General features: G+C 58.2%; 17 protein-coding genes and 2 pseudogenes. 8 read left to right on the top strand and 11 right to left on the bottom strand.

Annotated features, from left to right (window positions below; genetic code table 11):
• Positions 1-17 precede the first annotated feature (17 nt).
• The 8 genes and pseudogenes from RC54_RS25695 to RC54_RS06800 form a co-directional block, all read right to left on the bottom strand.
• Positions 18-260: pseudogene (locus RC54_RS25695) on the bottom strand (PDDEXK nuclease domain-containing protein); the annotation flags it as partial.
• A 48-nt stretch (positions 261-308) separates the two neighbouring features.
• Positions 309-1,127 (bottom strand): IS3 family transposase, encoded by an 819-nt coding sequence (locus tag RC54_RS06830; protein WP_244216486.1) that lies wholly within the window; start codon positions 1,125-1,127, stop codon positions 309-311.
• Positions 1,106-1,468 (bottom strand): transposase, encoded by a 363-nt coding sequence (locus RC54_RS06825; RefSeq protein ID WP_061789125.1) that lies wholly within the window; start codon positions 1,466-1,468, stop codon positions 1,106-1,108. The genes RC54_RS06830 and RC54_RS06825 overlap by 22 nt, the downstream gene beginning before the upstream one ends.
• 105 nt (positions 1,469-1,573) lie before the next feature.
• Positions 1,574-2,497, bottom strand: coding sequence for a S1 family peptidase (locus RC54_RS06820; RefSeq protein ID WP_061789020.1), 924 nt, complete (start codon positions 2,495-2,497; stop codon positions 1,574-1,576).
• Between the two features lie 110 nt (positions 2,498-2,607).
• A complete protein-coding gene (locus tag RC54_RS06815) occupies positions 2,608-2,763 on the bottom strand; it encodes an integrase core domain-containing protein (protein ID WP_082803069.1) in 156 nt (51 codons plus the stop codon).
• Positions 2,764-2,875: 112 nt separating this feature from the next.
• Entirely contained in the window at positions 2,876-3,724 is an 849-nt protein-coding gene (locus tag RC54_RS06810; RefSeq protein WP_061789019.1) for a restriction endonuclease, read from the bottom strand.
• A gap of 112 nt (positions 3,725-3,836) precedes the next feature.
• Positions 3,837-4,838, bottom strand: coding sequence for a serine/threonine protein kinase (locus tag RC54_RS06805; protein ID WP_123020416.1), 1,002 nt, complete (start codon positions 4,836-4,838; stop codon positions 3,837-3,839).
• A 119-nt stretch (positions 4,839-4,957) separates the two neighbouring features.
• Positions 4,958-5,605 (bottom strand): annotated as a pseudogene (locus tag RC54_RS06800) (serine/threonine protein kinase); the annotation flags it as partial.
• Between the two features lie 116 nt (positions 5,606-5,721).
• Between RC54_RS06800 and RC54_RS06795 the strand changes: the two are divergent.
• A complete protein-coding gene (locus tag RC54_RS06795) occupies positions 5,722-6,444 on the top strand; it encodes a UPF0149 family protein (RefSeq protein WP_061789016.1) in 723 nt (240 codons plus the stop codon).
• A 110-nt stretch (positions 6,445-6,554) separates the two neighbouring features.
• Here the strand turns inward: RC54_RS06795 and orn are convergent, their stop codons facing one another.
• Complete coding sequence (gene orn, locus RC54_RS06790) at positions 6,555-7,124, bottom strand: oligoribonuclease (RefSeq protein ID WP_008326970.1); 570 nt, start codon at positions 7,122-7,124, stop codon at positions 6,555-6,557.
• A gap of 173 nt (positions 7,125-7,297) precedes the next feature.
• On the opposite strand from orn, the gene RC54_RS06785 reads away from it, so the two are divergent.
• The 6 genes from RC54_RS06785 (at position 7,298) to ppnP (ending at position 12,856) form a co-directional block, all read left to right on the top strand.
• The gene (locus tag RC54_RS06785) at positions 7,298-8,596 is read left to right on the top strand and encodes a M48 family metallopeptidase (RefSeq protein WP_061789015.1); all 1,299 of its coding nucleotides are present in this window, start codon (positions 7,298-7,300) and stop codon (positions 8,594-8,596) included.
• Between the two features lie 61 nt (positions 8,597-8,657).
• A complete protein-coding gene (locus RC54_RS06780; RefSeq protein ID WP_058894709.1) occupies positions 8,658-9,014 on the top strand; it encodes a 4a-hydroxytetrahydrobiopterin dehydratase in 357 nt (118 codons plus the stop codon).
• Entirely contained in the window at positions 9,014-9,961 is a 948-nt protein-coding gene (rsgA, locus tag RC54_RS06775) for a ribosome small subunit-dependent GTPase A (RefSeq protein WP_061789014.1), read from the top strand. Before RC54_RS06780 ends, rsgA begins: the two co-directional genes overlap by 1 nt.
• A 219-nt stretch (positions 9,962-10,180) precedes the next feature.
• Positions 10,181-11,095 carry an ornithine carbamoyltransferase gene (gene argF, locus RC54_RS06770; RefSeq protein ID WP_058894706.1) on the top strand — a complete coding sequence of 305 codons (915 nt, stop codon included), beginning with the start codon at positions 10,181-10,183 and terminating at the stop codon, positions 11,093-11,095.
• A gap of 69 nt (positions 11,096-11,164) precedes the next feature.
• Positions 11,165-12,499, top strand: a complete 1,335-nt coding sequence (gene argG / locus RC54_RS06765; protein ID WP_058894705.1) for an argininosuccinate synthase — start codon at positions 11,165-11,167, stop codon at positions 12,497-12,499.
• 42 nt (positions 12,500-12,541) lie between these two features.
• Positions 12,542-12,856 carry a pyrimidine/purine nucleoside phosphorylase gene (gene ppnP / locus RC54_RS06760; protein WP_044530838.1) on the top strand — a complete coding sequence of 105 codons (315 nt, stop codon included), beginning with the start codon at positions 12,542-12,544 and terminating at the stop codon, positions 12,854-12,856.
• Positions 12,857-12,952: 96 nt separating this feature from the next.
• On the opposite strand, the gene RC54_RS06755 is transcribed toward ppnP, so the two are convergent.
• Positions 12,953-14,419, bottom strand: coding sequence for an IS1182 family transposase (locus tag RC54_RS06755; protein WP_244216356.1), 1,467 nt, complete (start codon positions 14,417-14,419; stop codon positions 12,953-12,955).
• 108 nt (positions 14,420-14,527) lie between these two features.
• Positions 14,528-15,559, bottom strand: a complete 1,032-nt coding sequence (gene murB / locus RC54_RS06750; RefSeq protein ID WP_061790254.1) for a UDP-N-acetylmuramate dehydrogenase — start codon at positions 15,557-15,559, stop codon at positions 14,528-14,530.
• Between the two features lie 135 nt (positions 15,560-15,694).
• Here murB and RC54_RS06745 point away from each other — a divergent pair, with 135 nt between their 5' ends.
• Positions 15,695-16,180 carry a YajQ family cyclic di-GMP-binding protein gene (locus RC54_RS06745; RefSeq protein ID WP_058894703.1) on the top strand — a complete coding sequence of 162 codons (486 nt, stop codon included), beginning with the start codon at positions 15,695-15,697 and terminating at the stop codon, positions 16,178-16,180.
• The last annotated feature ends 38 nt before the right edge of the window (positions 16,181-16,218 follow it).

The following is a 16,218-nucleotide window of genomic DNA, read 5'->3' as shown; positions in this document are numbered from 1 at the left end:
GTGTTTCTTCCAGCAGGCTATAGAGTGGCTATTTCGGATGACGCATCCAATTGAGTCTGCAACTGCCCACGTCGCGTTGCCTGCTGTAGTAGCTCCACCAATACCCCTCTTGGCGGCAAGGCGGTCAGATATTCGGCGACATGGATGCCCGACTTGTCCAGTTCCAGCAATTCGATATGCTCGCGCTTCTTCCCGGTACAAAGGATAATCCACAGAGGTGAGGCTTCCTCTAGTTCTCGTTCGTGCTTGTCCAAATTTCTGGCTTAATGGAGTGCCCCCCTCGGGCTGGACCAAGGTTGGTCGAGAAACTAAGCCGCTTGCCGAGCAAGTTGTGCTTCGAACTGGTTAGGTGATTGATAGCCCAGCGCCGATTGCATACGCCGTTCGTTGTAAATCTCTTCGATGAAATATGGCAGTCTCGCTGCCACGTCGTCGAATTTCTCATATCCGGCCAGATAAACCTCTTCGACCTTAAGCGTCTTCATGAAGCTCTCCGCCTGGGCGTTGTGATATGGATTGGCTGGAGCATTCATTGATCCTATCAGACCAAATTCCTCCAAAGAATCCCGGTATAAGGCACTGGCATTTTGGCACCCACGATCCGTATGGTGAATGCAGGTGCCGGGCACCGGCTTGCGAATTCTGTAGGCGGCCGTCAGCGCGGCCAGGGCCAAAGGCGTGTCGATCCGCTTAGATAAAGCGTAGCCGATTACCTTGCGGCTGCAAGCATCCAAAACAACGGCCAGGTAGATAAAGCCGGATGCTATTCGGATGTAGGTGATATCGGCAACCCAGACACGATCTGGCTCCGTTGGAATGATGTTCTGATAGTGATTAGGAAAGACGGTGACGTCGGTTTCAGAGCCGGCCACCGGCTTGAACCTGCGCCGATGATGGCCGTATACTTCGTGCTCACGCATGATCCTGGCTACGCACTTGTGATTGACCACATGCCCGCGTGCCCTCAATTCCAACGTGATTCGACGATAGCCATAGCCCGGGAATACATCGTGGATGTCTTCTATCAGATGGGCCAGCTCAGCATCACCGAGTGCGGCAGCAGCCGGCCTGGGCTGATAATAGTAGGTGCTACGCGGCAGATCGATCATTTGGCATCCTCGTCGGATGGAGCAAGCTTGGGGCCGCTGATGATCGATGAGTTCTCGCTGTTGCTGACGAGTCGTAGCCGAGGTGTTTTTTTAAGGAGATCCAACTCCATCGTCAGCTGGCCTACCTTCCGTTCCAACGCAGCAATATGTGCCTCGTACTCTGCAACCGTCGACGCAGCAGCATCTTCTGCATCCAGTTCACCGCGATCAAACTGCCCTAGCCACATCTGCAAGAGATTGGCCGACAAGTTATGAGTCTTGAGCGCCTCGCGTCGCCCAATCTTGCCGCTGCGAATATCGCTGCATATCTGTATCTTGAATTGCGGGCTGTGCCGCCGATATGGACCTCGTGATGCCATGATGTCGCTCCTCCTGAGAAGGCTCGACAAGCGTATCACTTCATCTCCGGGCCTTGGTCCAGCCCGAGGGGTTCACTCCATAAGTGGGTCAGTTTTCGATGCAATTCAACAGGGTGCAGCTTTATCGCGGATCGGTTGTACCAAATTGCGTATTTCTCCTGCGGCCTCGGCATCCGGGAATACAAATTTTCCGACACGCTGCCCAGCCTCATTGATCTCAATGCTACACGGCAAAAGTGCCACGATAGAACTACCCGATTTAGTTCGGTTCTCTTTATCTGGTCCGTCAAGATCTGGATCAGAACAAACCAGTCCAATGGGGCGTATTGGCCCGTCCATGGCAAACGCGAAGACAGGTCCACCGCTCATACCTGAGTAGACAGGTATAGTTGTCTCAATACACGGGCCATTGCAAAGGCGGTGTCCGTTGGGATAATGCTCTACCACAGTGCCCACTCGTAGGATCGGCCGTTGCTTCAATACAAATCGGCGACAAGACTCATCCTCGGAGACAGGATTGTCTGTCGCGAGATCTCCATAGCTGAGAATACAGATCAGGGCGCCATTTTGGGGGATGCTATCGTCTACTTCAAACTCACCATCGAAGAATGATGCGGACTCGTCATTCTGCAAAGCCACAGTAATGATCGCGATATCCCTGGCCTCATCAACGATGGCGTTCTCTACGGCCAGCGCCTCAACGCGCTCCCCGTCGATGGATATTGCGCGCACTTTTTGCCGCGAAAGATCAATAGCTCGCGGCGGAGGCAGAAACTCCTGAAGCGCCGAGCGAGCGTGGCGTAATGGTGGTGCCTGAATATTTCGAATTTCAGTGATGACATGAGCTGCTGTTATGCACACGGCTTTCGTGTCATCGTGGCTGACCACAAAGCCAGTGCCAATCCCATAAGCTTTCTCTTGGTCGTCGAATGCCACTAACGTTACCAATCCACGATTGAAAGTCCGATCCATTTCCGCTTGATTCCAAGGAAATCCGAACAAGGGTGCGTTTTTTTTCTCGTCATCCATAAAGCCTCCAATACGTCATGCAAAGATCAAATTGATGTGACTCAAGCCCTTCAAAAGGGAGGTGGCGCTTCATCTCGCTCAAGTGATCTGCCCGGTTTTTCCGGACCAGTTTAATTTGGAATAGCTTCGGTTGATAAAGTGTTTCCTATTTTCTTGCTGAACGCTTCCGGCGTCTGGTAGTTCAAGCTGGAATGAGGACGAACCTTATTGTAGTGCTGCCTCCAGTCCTCAATCACAAGCACCAGCCTGGGAACGGAACGCCGCATCCATTCCTACTCAGATTCCCGGATATAAGGGGCTGCATCCAATTTTCGTTTGTCTACATCTAGATTCCAGCGGAAGTGACCTCATTCTAGCCGAATAAAAGTACAGAGATGATCAGGTGAATAAATCTCGAACCTGAGCAAAGGGGGCACCTGTTTCAGCAGCGTGACGAACTTTACGCTCCAATACTTGATTCAGAGGAATCTCTCGATCCAGTAAATCGCAGATATCTAAGCCACTCATGCAAATCAGACTTTTCCCTCTACCAAAAGCGGCAATTCCCTCAGCGGTGAAGCCGCTATCGCTGACGAACAAGCCACGAGCCCACGCCGCTTTCTCCCCAATTTTCCCTTCGAACACATGGAGGTCGGCAGCGCCGATAGGCGCGCCTTGCCACTTGGCTTCCAGCAGATAAGTCTCGTGACCCAGTTGGAAACTGCCATCTATTTGTTCACCATGTAATCGAAAAGCCTGCCGAGCTTCTAGCCCAAATGCGTCGAACAGTTTCTTCAGAAATTTTTCATAAGCGAAGCCACGCGACTGTGGTGACAGTGCTGCGATTGTCAGCAGGCTCTCTTTCAACTGCAAAATAAGTTCTCGATTAAACGCAGGCTTCGGAACTATCGGCGACATGGGCGCTGCAGCAGGTTGTGTTCCTTGGATACGATTGAGTAATTCCAGAAATCGACCATGTGCGTTTACTACCTTGTCTGGCTCATTAGTCCGCTGACGGATCCCCTCGCGATACTCCCAAAGTGCTTTTAGCGTCTGGACGAGCGTCGCTTTATCAACTATTTGAAGGAAGCATCTGAGTCGCTTGGCCTTTGATGTCCCGTCACGATAGTACTGCTGCTCAGTAATGTCGATATTCAGTTCTTCTGCAAAGAAGGCGGCAAACGTGCGATCTGAAAAATCCAACACATAACCGCCGCCCATATCAAAAACGTCGTCGATGAAACGCATGTCAATTGTGCGGATGTTACTCAATCGAATTCCCTTTCAAATAGTCAACGCGAATAGATCACTTAACTACTGTGAAACTAAAATATTCAGCGAACTTTTAGTTGGCATCCTCTTACCTCGCCGGACGGAGCGGCGCTTCCTGCATTTTGGCAATCTGCTCCCGAATCTCAAGAATTCGATCCTGCCAGTAGCGTACAGTACCGAACCAGGGAAACGCGACCGGGAATGCAGGGTCTTTCCAACGACGTGCGATCCACGCGCTGTAATGAAGCAAACGCAGTGTGCGCAACGCTTCAATCAGGTACAGCTCTCGGTCATCAAATTCGGAAAAGGTTTCGTAGCCACGAAGAATTGCGGCAAGCTGGGTACGAGCATATATTTCATCACCCGACAACAGCATCCAGAGATCTTGGATAGATGGCCCCGATCGGCTATCGTCAAAATCAACAAAATGAGGGCCGCCATCGGTCCACAAAACATTCCCTACGTGGCAGTCACCATGAAGTCGCAGCATGCGAACATCGCCGGCACGTTGATATGCGGTTCTCACAGCTTCGAGAGCTTGCTCAACGACGCTACCCCACGCAGTCAGTAATTCTTCAGGCAGCCAATTGCCTGCAACGAGGAAATCTCGAGAGTCAAAGCCGAAACTTTGAATATCGAGAGATGGCCTGACTTGGTAGGTTCTAGTTGCGCCCTTAGCGTGGATGCGGCCGAGGAAGCGCCCAATCCATTGAAGCGTATCCTCTCGATCTAGCTCCGGCGCTCGGCCGCCTCGCTTCGTGAATAACGCAAATCGATGGCCCTCACAATGATGCAGCGTTCTCGCATTGAAACTTAATGGGGGAACAACCGGAATTTCCTGCTCCGCCAAATCGAGTGAGAACTCATGCTCCTCAAGAATGGCCTCATCACTCCAGCGTCCCGGGCGATAGAACTTGACAACGTATTGCTCCCCATCTTCTGTCCACACCTGATAGACCCGATTCTCGAAGCTATTCAGTTGAAGGAGGCGGCCATCGCACCTGGCCCCAAGGCTTTCAATGGCAGTGAAAATGCACTCAGGCGTTAGGTCGGCGTAGGGAGTTTCAGCACTTAGTTGTTTGGTATCCACAGGAGAGCCACTTGATTTGTTGAGCGCAAAAGGCGCCTGCAACTTATTGTATACAACGATTTAAAACCCCTTCAATGACAGGTGCTCTCCAAAACTATGGTAGCTTGACATCCCATAACAATCCGGCAGTCGCCATGCAGGCGCAACTGACGGCTGTTGCCGGCGCGCTGGTAGCACTGGCGCACGCCGTCCAGCGCCTGGTCCACGGTGCTGCGGTAGGCGTTCAACAATTCGGCGGGGATGAAGTCATGCGCCAGCAGCCAGTCGCGTGGTTCTTCGCCGAAGGTGGCGATGTCCAGCGCCGGGCGCGCGACAAAGGGGCGGCGCATCCCCACAGCATGGATGCGGCCGATGAAGCGGCCCAGGCGTTCCAGGGTGTCGGCATCGTCCAGCTCGGGGGCGCGGCCACCGTGGCGACGGAAAACGGCGAAGCGAAACCCGGCATGACGGTGCAGCGTAGCGCCATTGTCCAGGCGCACAGCGGGCACTACCGGCACTTCTTCGTCGGCCAACTCCTGCGAAAAGGCGTGTTCTTCCAGGATCTGCTCATCCGTCCAGCGCAAGGGACGGTAGAACTTGGCCACCAGCGGCGGGCCGTCTTCCATGCCGACCTGGTAGACGCGGTTTTCGTAACTGTTCAGGGCCAGCAGCCGGCCATCGCCGTACAGGCCCAGGGCGTCGAGGGCATCGAGCACGGTATCGGGCGAGAGGGTGGCGAAGGAAGTGGCGTCGTCGGACGGGTCGGGGGCGGGAGCGGCAGGTTTCATTCACGTATTGTACTGTCGTACTGTCGCTCAGATGGCAGCGCCAGGCCCGACAACACTCGCGCCCCCGGCGCAATGCCTTTACACTCTCGCCTTTAGTATCTGTCATTGGAACCATCATGCATCTCGACCAGCCCCTTTCCGACGCCGAGTTCGACGAACTCGACGATTTTCTCCTCTCCGATCGCTGCGCCGACGATGTGATGACCATGGACACCCTGCACGGCTACCTGACGGCCCTGGCCATCGGTCCGCAGGAAGTGCTGATGGCCGAATGGCTGCCGCGGGTCTGGGGCAGCCGCCCCGAAGATACGCCCAAGTTCAAGAACGGCAAGGAAGCCGAGCGCATCACCAGCTTGATCGCGCGCAGCATGAATGAAATCGCCATCACCTTCGAAGTTGCACCCAAGGAATATGAACCGCTGTTCTGCGAGCGCGAGCACGAAGGCAAGCCCCTGCTGGATGCCGAGGCCTGGGCCTGGGGCTTCTGGGAAGGCATCCAGCTGCGCGCGGCGCAGTGGGATGAAATCTTCCACTCAAACCTGGCGCCGCTGATGCGCCCGATCTACCTGCTGGGTTCGGACGAGCTGGAAGAGGAAGAAACCAAGCTCATCGATGACCCCATCAAGACCCACAAGCTGGCCATCGAGATCGAAGCCGCCATCCCGCACATCCACCGCTACTGGGCGCCCAAGCGCAAGTCGGCGGTGGAACAGGTGCAGCGCGATGCGCCCAAGACCGGGCGCAACGATCCCTGCCCTTGCGGCAGTGGCAAGAAATACAAGAAGTGCTGTGGCGCCGACTCTGCCGACTCTTCCGAGTCGGGCAACTCGGAAGAATAATTCACCAGGCACCATGAAAAAGGCGCGCCAGTTGCCGGGCGCGCCTTTTTCTTTCATATCGGGCTGGTTTTACCCACAGCCAGCCCGGTATGAGCCAACCCTGAAGAGCCTTACTCCTTGATGAAGTGCTCGCGGTAGTACTTCAGCTCTTCGATCGATTCCAGGATATCGGCCAGGGCCGTGTGCATCTGGCGCTTCTTGAAACCGGTGGCGATTTCCGGCTTCCAGCGCTTGCACAGCTCCTTGAGGGTGGACACATCCAGATTGCGATAGTGGAAGAATTCTTCCAGCTTGGGCATCCCGCGCACCATGAAGCGGCGGTCCTGACAGATGGAATTGCCGCACATGGGCGATTTGCCGGCTGGGACGTATTGCTTCAGGAAGGCGATGATCTGCTGTTCGGCATCGGCTTCGGTGACGGTCGAGGCCTTGACCCGATCGATCAGGCCGGAACGGCCGTGGGTGCCCTTGTTCCAGGCATCCATGCCGTCCAGCAGTTCATCGGACTGGTGGATGGCCAGCACCGGGCCTTCGCCCAGCACATTGAGTTCAGCATCGGTAACCACCACGGCAACTTCGATGATGCGGTCCTTGTCCGGGTCCAGGCCGGTCATTTCCATATCGACCCAGACCAGGTTCATTTCATTGGGGCGGACAGGCGCGGCGGGGGCTTGTGACATAATTCTTCCTTATTGACGGGATGGGGAATGCTCCCCATCTTCTGCATGGTTCCATTGCTGGGTTCTCGCCTGGCGGACGCCGGGCGGCAAGGCGTTCAGTCCTGCCAGCGGCGCCCGAGCGGGCGGTAGAGGACTTGAGCCATGAACGTTCGCCATTTTCGCACAGGGAAAGCATGTCTTCACTTTCGTTTTCGGTTTTGTTCGTCGTGTTCCTGGCCATCAGCCTGGGAGTGCGCTTCTGGCTGGCCTCGCGCCACATCCGCCATGTCATCGCCCATCGCGCTGCGGTCCCGGCCGAGTTCGCCGAGAAGATCCCGCTGTCGGCCCACCAGAAAGCGGCCGACTATACGGTGGCGCGCACCAAGTTCGGCCTGGTGACGCTGGCGATCAATGCGGCGGTGCTGATCGGCTTTACCCTGCTGGGCGGCCTGCAAGCGCTCTCCAGTCTGCTGCTGGGCTGGACCGGCGGGCCCGGCATGATCTACCAGATCGCACTGGTGGCCGGCTTTGGGATCATCTCGGGGGCGGTCGATCTGCCCTTGGACTACTACCGCCAGTTCAAGCTGGAAGCCGGTTTCGGCTTCAACAAGATGAGCCGCGCACTGTTCTTCAGCGACATGGCCAAGCAAACCCTGCTGGGCGCCGTGATCGGCCTGCCGCTGCTGTGGGTGGTGCTGACCCTGATGGAAAAAACCGGGGCGCTCTGGTGGCTCTATACCTGGATCGTGCTGTGCGCCTTCCAGTTGCTCATGCTGGTGATCTATCCCAGTTTCATCGCGCCGCTCTTCAACAAGTTCACCGCGCTGGAGGACGACAGCCTGCGCAGCCGTATCGAGGGCCTGATGCAGCGCGTCGGTTTCGCTTCCAAAGGTCTGTTCGTGATGGATGGCTCCAAGCGCAGCGCGCATGGCAATGCCTATTTCTCCGGCTTTGGTTCGGGCAAGCGCATCGTCTTCTTCGATACCCTGCTGGCGCGCCTGGCGCCGCAGGAGATCGAAGCCGTGCTGGCCCATGAACTGGGCCACTTCAAGCTCAAGCACATCCTCAAGCGGGTGGTGGTGATGTTCTCGCTGTCGCTGGCCTTCCTGGCCTTGCTGGGCTACCTCAAGGGCCAGGCCTGGTTCTATACCGGGCTGGGGGTGGAACCCCTGCTCATGGGCAGTAACAATGCAATGGCGCTGATCCTGTTCATGCTGGTGCTGCCGATCTTCACCTTCCTGCTCTCGCCGCTGTCTTCGCTGTCGTCGCGCAAGCACGAGTTCGAGGCCGATGCCTTTGCCGCCCAGCATACCCATGCGCAGGACCTGGTGTCGGCGCTGGTCAAGCTGTACGAAGACAATGCCTCCACGCTCACGCCCGATCCGCTGCACTCGGCCTTCTACGACTCGCACCCGCCGGCGTCGCTGCGCATCCAGCATCTGCATGAGGCGATGGCGGCCAGGCCGGTCGCGCCCGCCGCCGGCAGCCACTGATTTTTACATCGCATTCACATTCAGGCAGGGATAGATGAACTATCCCGCCCAGGAGAACCCCATGAGCATCACCGCAAGCACCCTCGCCGCTGCCCGCTGCATCCAGCCCATCGAGGCCCTCGATGACGCCGCCATCGCCAGCCATCTGGCCGCCCTGCCCGACTGGAAGATCGACGACGGCAAGCTGGCACGCACGTTTGCCTTCAGCAACTATTACCAGACCCTGGCCTTCGTCAACGCGATGGCCTGGATCATCCACGCCGAAGATCATCACCCGGAACTGGTGGTCACCTATAACCGTTGTCAGGTGAAGTTCGATACCCATAGCGTCAATGCAGGCCGGGGCGGTCTCTCGGCCAACGACTTCATCTGCGCGGCCAAGGTCGACGCTCTCTTCGCCCAGCGCGCCAACGCCTGATGGGAGTCCGCAAGCAAGGCGCGCGCGGCGCACGGGCGGGATCGGCCGAAGGCCGGGCCGAGCTGGAACAGGGGCTGGTCATTGCCGCCCACGGGCGTCACTACCTGGTGCAGGCAGGTGAACAAAAATTGAATTGCGTCACCCGTGGCAAGAAGAGCGACGTCGCCGTGGGCGACCGTATCCGCCTGGCGCGCACCTCGGCCGACCAGGGCGTGATCGAAGCCATCGATGAGCGCAAGACCCTGCTGTATCGCTCCGACCAGTACAAGTCCAAGTTGCTGGCGGCCAATGTGGACCAACTCTTCATCGTGGTGGCCACCGAACCGAGCTTTTCGGACGACCTGGTCTCGCGCTCGTTGGTGGCGGCCGAGTCGGCCGGCGTGGCGGCGCACCTGATCCTCAACAAGACCGACATCAGCGACGCCCTGCCGAAGACGCGCGAGCGCCTGCAGGTCTATGCGCGCCTGGGCTATCCGGTGCATGAAGTCTCGGCCAAGGCCCAGCCGGACGAAACGCGCGCCGCTTTCATTCCGCTGCTGGCTGGCAAAAGCACCATCCTGATCGGCCAGTCGGGCATGGGCAAGTCGTCCATCATCAACCTGATCGTGCCGGACGCCGACATCGCCACCCGCGAGATTTCAGCCGCGCTCGATACCGGCAAGCACACCACCACCTTCACCCGGCTGTACCAGATGGAGCAGGAAGCCAGCATCATCGATTCACCGGGCTTCCAGGAGTTCGGCCTTTACCAGCTCTCCGAAGGGATGCTAGAACGCGCCTTCCGCGACTTTGCTCCGTATCTCGGCAAATGCCGCTTCTACAACTGCCACCATCTCAACGAACCCGGCTGCGCGGTGCTGGAAGCGGTGCAGGCGGGCCAGATCGCTGCTCTGCGGCACCAGTTGTATGCGCAACTGGTGCATGAGTCTGCGCAGACCTTGTACTGATCCTGCCCTGCCTTAGAACTTGTAGGCTGCGGTCCACACCAGCTCCTGGCACGATCTGGGAAATGCCGGTGGCGCTGGCATAGATCACGCCCACACTGGCCGCCAGCCACAGTTTCTTTGCAGCAAGTGCTGCGGGTATCTTTTTAAGCCGAATCCCTTATAATCTAAGGAGTTAACGACTATCGGCGGCAGGCGCCACACTGGCCGCCGTTTTTATTTATGGCAATCAAACACTACCTTCAGTTTTCCGACTTTACGCTTGATGAATACGAGTACGTGATCGAACGTTCCCGTGTGATCAAACGTAAGTTCAAGAATTACGAGCCCCATCACACGCTGGCCGATCGTACCCTGGTGATGGTGTTCGAAAAGAACTCGACCCGCACCCGCCTCTCCTTCGAGGCCGGCATGCACCAGATGGGCGGTGCGGCGATCTACCTCAACACCCGCGACAGCCAGCTTGGCCGCGGCGAACCGGTGGAAGATGCGGCGCAGGTGATGTCACGCATGTGCGACGTCATCATGATCCGCACCTATGGCCAGGAGATCATCGAGCGCTTTGCCAAGCATTCGCGCGTGCCGGTCATCAACGGTCTCACCAACGAGCAGCACCCCTGCCAGGTGCTGGCCGATGTGTTCACCTACATCGAACATCGCGGCAGCATCCAGGGCAAGATCGTGGCCTGGGTCGGTGACGCCAACAACATGCTCTACTCGTGGCTGCAGGCGGCCGAGGTATTCGGCTTCCATGTCAACGTCTCTACGCCCAAGGGCTACGACATCGATCCAGCGCAAGTCTCGCCGGGCAACCAGCACTACACCTTCTTCGCCGATCCGGCCGATGCCTGCCAGGATGCCGATCTGGTCACCACCGACGTGTGGACCAGCATGGGCTACGAGGCCGAGAACAATGCCCGCCTGAAGGCCTTCGATGGCTGGATCGTGGACCAGGCCAAGATGGCACGCGCCAAGAAAGATGCGCTCTTCATGCACTGCCTGCCCGCGCACCGCGGCGAGGAAGTGGCCGCCGAGGTGATCGATGGCCCGCAATCGGTGGTGTGGGAAGAAGCGGAAAACCGCCTGCACGTGCAGAAGGCCCTGCTCGAATACCTGGTGCACGGCCGCTTCGAGTAAGACCGCCCTGCCCCATCGTCGTACCGCAAGAATCACGCTCAACACTTCACTCATCGCAACGTCAAGATCATGTCCAACATCCTGCAATCCGTCCCGGTCAATCAAAAAGTCGGCATCGCCTTTTCCGGCGGCCTCGATACCAGCGCCGCGCTGACCTGGATGCGCCAGAAGGGCGCCGTCCCCTACGCCTACACCGCCAACCTGGGCCAGCCGGATGAGCCGGACTATGACGCCATCCCCAAGAAGGCCATGCAATACGGTGCCGAGCAGGCGCGCCTGATCGATTGCCGCGAACAACTGGCCAACGAAGGCATCGCGGCCCTGCAAAGCGGCGCCTTCCACATCTCCACCGCTGGCGTTACCTACTTCAATACCACCCCGCTGGGCCGCGCCGTGACCGGCACCATGCTGGTGGCCGCCATGCGTGAAGACAACGTCGACATCTGGGGCGACGGCAGCACCTACAAGGGCAACGACATCGAGCGCTTCTACCGCTACGGCCTGCTGGTGAACCCCAACCTGAAGATCTACAAGCCCTGGCTGGACAGCACCTTCATCGACGAACTGGGCGGCCGCAAGGAAATGTCCGAGTTCATGATCAAGTCCGGCTTCGACTACAAGATGTCGGTGGAAAAGGCCTATTCGACCGACTCCAACATGCTGGGCGCGACCCACGAAGCCAAGGACCTGGAATACCTCAACAGCGGCATCAAGATCGTGCAGCCCATCATGGGCGTGGCGTTCTGGCGCGATGAGGTGGAAGTGAAGGCCGAGACCGTCACCGTGCGCTTCGAAGAAGGCCGTCCGGTGGCGCTCAACGGCAAGACCTTCGCCAGCATGACCGAGCTGATCCTGGAAGCCAACCGCATCGGTGGCCGCCATGGCCTGGGCATGAGCGACCAGATCGAGAACCGCATCATCGAAGCCAAGAGCCGCGGCATCTACGAAGCCCCGGGCCTGGCCCTGCTGTTCATCGCCTACGAGCGCCTGGTCACCGGCATCCACAACGAAGACACCATCGAACAGTACCGCGACAACGGCCGCAAGCTGGGCCGCCTGCTGTATCAGGGCCGCTGGTTCGATTCGCAAGCCATCATGCTGCGCGAAACCGCCCAGCGCTGGGTGGCGCGCGCCATCACCGGCGAAGTGACGGTGGAACTGCGTCGCGGCAATGACTACTCGATCCTCAACACCGAGTCGCCCAACCTGACCTACCACCCGGAACGCCTGACCATGGAAAAGGGCGAAGGCAGCTTCTCGGCCATCGACCGCATCGGCCAGCTGACCATGCGCAACCTGGACATCGCCGATACCCGCCAGAAGCTGTCGATCTACCAGAACACCGGTCTGCTGGACACCAGCACTGCGGTGTCGCTGCCGCTGCTGGGCAAGGACGAAAAGTAATTCCCGCTGGATTCACCTTTACCGTTTAATGGAAGCGATTCGATGAGCACTCAATTCGACAACGTCACCGTCCTGAAAAAGGGCAACGTCTACTTCGACGGCAAGTGTGTCTCGCACACCGTGCTGCTGGCCGATGGCAGCAAGAAGACCCTGGGCGTGATCCTGCCCGCCAGCCTGACCTTCAATACCGGCGCGCCGGAAATCATGGAAATCAACGGTGGCAGCTGCCGCGTGCGTCTGCAGGGTGAAGAAGCCTGGAACACCTATGCTGCAGGCACCACCTTCAGCGTGCCGGGCAATTCGAGCTTCGATATCGAAGTCACCGAGACCCTGGATTACGTCTGCCATTTCGGCTGATCTGACCGAGTTTCAACAAAAAAGCCGTCCAGTAGCGATACTGGACGGCTCAGGTTGATGACGAACCCCGTGTTTTCGAACACGGGGTTTTGTTTTTCAGGCGCAGGTAATTTGCAGATGGTCGATGGCGCAGAAGCCAAGCAAGGCGCGCATTTTTCGCTGTAGCCACTTTTGTACGCTGGCAGAGGCGCTCAAACCGTGTAAAAGCGCGCGCAAGCGCGCCACCAACAGGGCAATCTTCTTCATGTTCTGGGCCGCCGCCGCCAACAAGCACTGCTCGGCGACCTTGCGCAATCCCCGCATACGGGCATAACGATGTCCGTGCAATTGCTTGGCGTCGGCGAAGCTGCGTTCTACCGTTTCCTTGCGTCGGGCATAGATGCGCTTGCCCCATTCGGTACGACGCCGATCATCCACCTTCTCCTTGGAACGCTCCCACACATGGCGCGTCACCACCTTGACCGCATTGGCGCTATTGGTGCATTGCTCGCGTACCTTGCAGCCTCGGCATTGCTCAGGGTTGGATTTGTATTCCCGATACCCGAGTCGATTGGTCGTGCTGTAGCGCAAGGGTTGACCCTGCGGGCAGATGTATTCGTCACGGTAGGCATCGTACTCATACGCCCGTTTAAAGAATGTCCCCGGCTTGTGGTTGGGTGTGCGGTAGCCCATCACGCCGCTGATCTCGCGATTCTCCAGTCCCTGGCAGACGGCCGGTGTGAAGTAGCCCGCATCCAGGCCAACGGCCTGTACATCAAATCCGAACGTCTGGCGCTGACGATCCAGGCGTGCCAGATAAGGCTGACTGTCATGGACTGAGGCGGGCGTGACATGGGTATCGGTAATGATGGAATGCTTGGCATCGACGGTGCGGTGATCCAGGTAGAAGAAGCCCTTGGGCTTGTCGTCGCGCACCATGTAGCCGCTCTCGGGATCGGTGCGACTGACCTTGATCTCTTTGGTGGGCGGCTCATCATCGTCGTCACGCTTGAGCGGTTTCTTGCCATGCTCGGCACGGTCGATATCCACAGCGGCATCCAGTTCGGCCAGATAGGCCGAGGGGGTCTGGGTAACTTGAACGTAGTCGAACTTGTTCTTGTTGGCGTTGGCCTTGAGGTGGGTGCTGTCGCTGTAGAGCACACGGCCATCGACCATGCCGCGTCCAATGGCCTGGCGCACGATCTCGTCGAAGATCTCTTGATAGACGGTGGTATCAATGAAGCGGCGGCGCCGGTTCTGGGAGAAGGTGGATGAGTCCGGTACCTTGTCGGTCAGACGGAATCCGGCAAACCAGCGATAGGCCACATTGACCTGGACCTCGCGGATGAGCTGGCGCTCGCTGCGGATACCGAAGAGGTAACCGATGAACAAGAGCTTGAAGAGTACCACCGGGTCCAGTGCCGGGCGGCCATTGTCGGCGCAATACAGATGCGCCACCTTCTCTCGGATGAACTCGAAATCCACCGCCGCGTCGATCTTGCGCAGCAGGTGGTCCTTGGGCACGAGCATCTCGATGGTCACCATCTCTAACTCGTGCTGGGCGGCTGTCGGTTTTTTGAGCATGACCGATTAAACAACAAAGCCTTGGCTTTCGCCAAGGCTTTGTCATCAATCTGAGCCGTCCAGTAGCGATACTGGACGGCTTTTTTACGTCTTCACGTTTGAGCCTGCCTAGATGAAGACCGGTTCCGGCTCCAACTGCACGCCGAACTTTTCCTTCACATCCTCCTGGATCGCCTGGGCCAGCCTGGCCACCTCAGCCCCGGTGGCACCGCCCCGGTTGACCAGCACCAGTGCCTGTTGTTCATATACTCCTGCCCGTCCCATGTTCCTGCCCTTCCAGCCGCAACGGTCGATCAGCCAGCCGGCGGCCAGCTTGTAATGCTCATCATCGACGCGATAGCTGACCAGGTTGGCATATTGCGCCAGCAAGGTATCGCGCAGGCGGGCCGGTACGATGGGGTTCTTGAAGAAGCTGCCGGCGTTGCCGATCTTGGCGGGATCGGGCAACTTGCGGGTGCGGATGGCGATGACGGCTTCGGCGATGTCACGCGGGCCGGGTTCGGTGATGCCGCGCTCCTGCAAGGCCTGGGCAACGTCGGCGTAGTTGGCATTGGCTTGCCAGCGCTTGGGCAGGGCGAAGCTGACCTCCAGCACCACGGCGCGCTCGCGCAGCTCATGCTTGAAGATGCTGTCGCGGTAGCCGAAGAGGCAAGCATCGCGCTCCAGCGTCAACAGTTCGCCGCTGACCAGGTCGAAGGCGCGCAGGCTATGGAAGCGGTCCTTGATTTCGATGCCGTAGGCACCGATGTTCTGGATCGGCGCGGCACCGACGCTACCGGGGATGAGTGAAAGATTCTCCAGTCCACCCAGGCCCTGTTGCAGCGTCCACTGGACGAAAGCGTGCCAGTTCTCCCCGGCGGCGGCGCGCACGTAGGTGAAGTTTTCATCCTCGCCGGTGATTTCTATGCCCCTGCCCTGCATATGCAGCACCAGCCCGCTGAAGTCTTGTGTCAGCAGCAGGTTGCTGCCGCCACCCAGCACCAGGCGCGGCAGGGCCATCAGGGCGGCGTCCTGGCGCAGCGTGCGCAGGGACTCGACGCCCTCCACGGGCAGGTAGGCATGGGCATGGGCCTCGATACCGAAGGTATTGAGACTACGCAGGGAAACGTCGTGCTGGACGGGAAGTGAAGAAGTGCTCATAGGGCTGGGATTATATCCCTCACGCACGGCAAATCCGCTGTCAGCGGCCCGGCGATGGCGGCTGGCGCGCCACTCCGTTAAAATCACGGCTCAGACGCCGGCCTTCGCCGGCTGCAAGAACATAAGGAACAAGCCATGCCCTCATTCGATACCGTCTGCGAAGCCAACCTGGTGGAAGTCAAGAACGCCGTGGACCAGGCCAACAAGGAAATCTCCACCCGCTTTGACTTCAAGGGCACTGATGCCCGCGTCGAGCAGAAGGAACGTGAGTTGACCGCCTTTGCCGACTCGGACTTCCAGTTGAGCCAGGTGCGCGACGTACTGACCAACAAGATGACCAAGCGCAACGTCGATGTGCGCTTCCTGGACGAAGGCAAGATCGAGAAGATCGGCGGCGACAAGGTCAAGCAGGTGATCAAAGTGAAGAATGGCATCGAGAGTGATGATGCCAAGAAGATCGTGCGCGTCATCAAGGATAGCAAGATGAAGGTGCAAGCCAGCATCCAGGGCGACGCCGTGCGCATCACCGGCGCCAAGCGCGATGACCTGCAGGCGGCCATTGCGCTGCTGCGCAAGGAGATCAAGGATATTCCGCTGGAGTTCAACAACTTCCGGGATTGATTTCCTGCGACTCTGCAAAAAAACGCCGGCAATCGCCG

It is taken from the genome of Herbaspirillum rubrisubalbicans, from assembly GCF_003719195.1.
GTDB classification, from domain to species: Bacteria; Pseudomonadota; Gammaproteobacteria; order Burkholderiales; family Burkholderiaceae_D; genus Herbaspirillum; species Herbaspirillum rubrisubalbicans.
The sequence above is the reverse complement of the archived record's forward strand: the minus strand, read 5'-3'. Positions and strand labels throughout refer to the sequence as shown.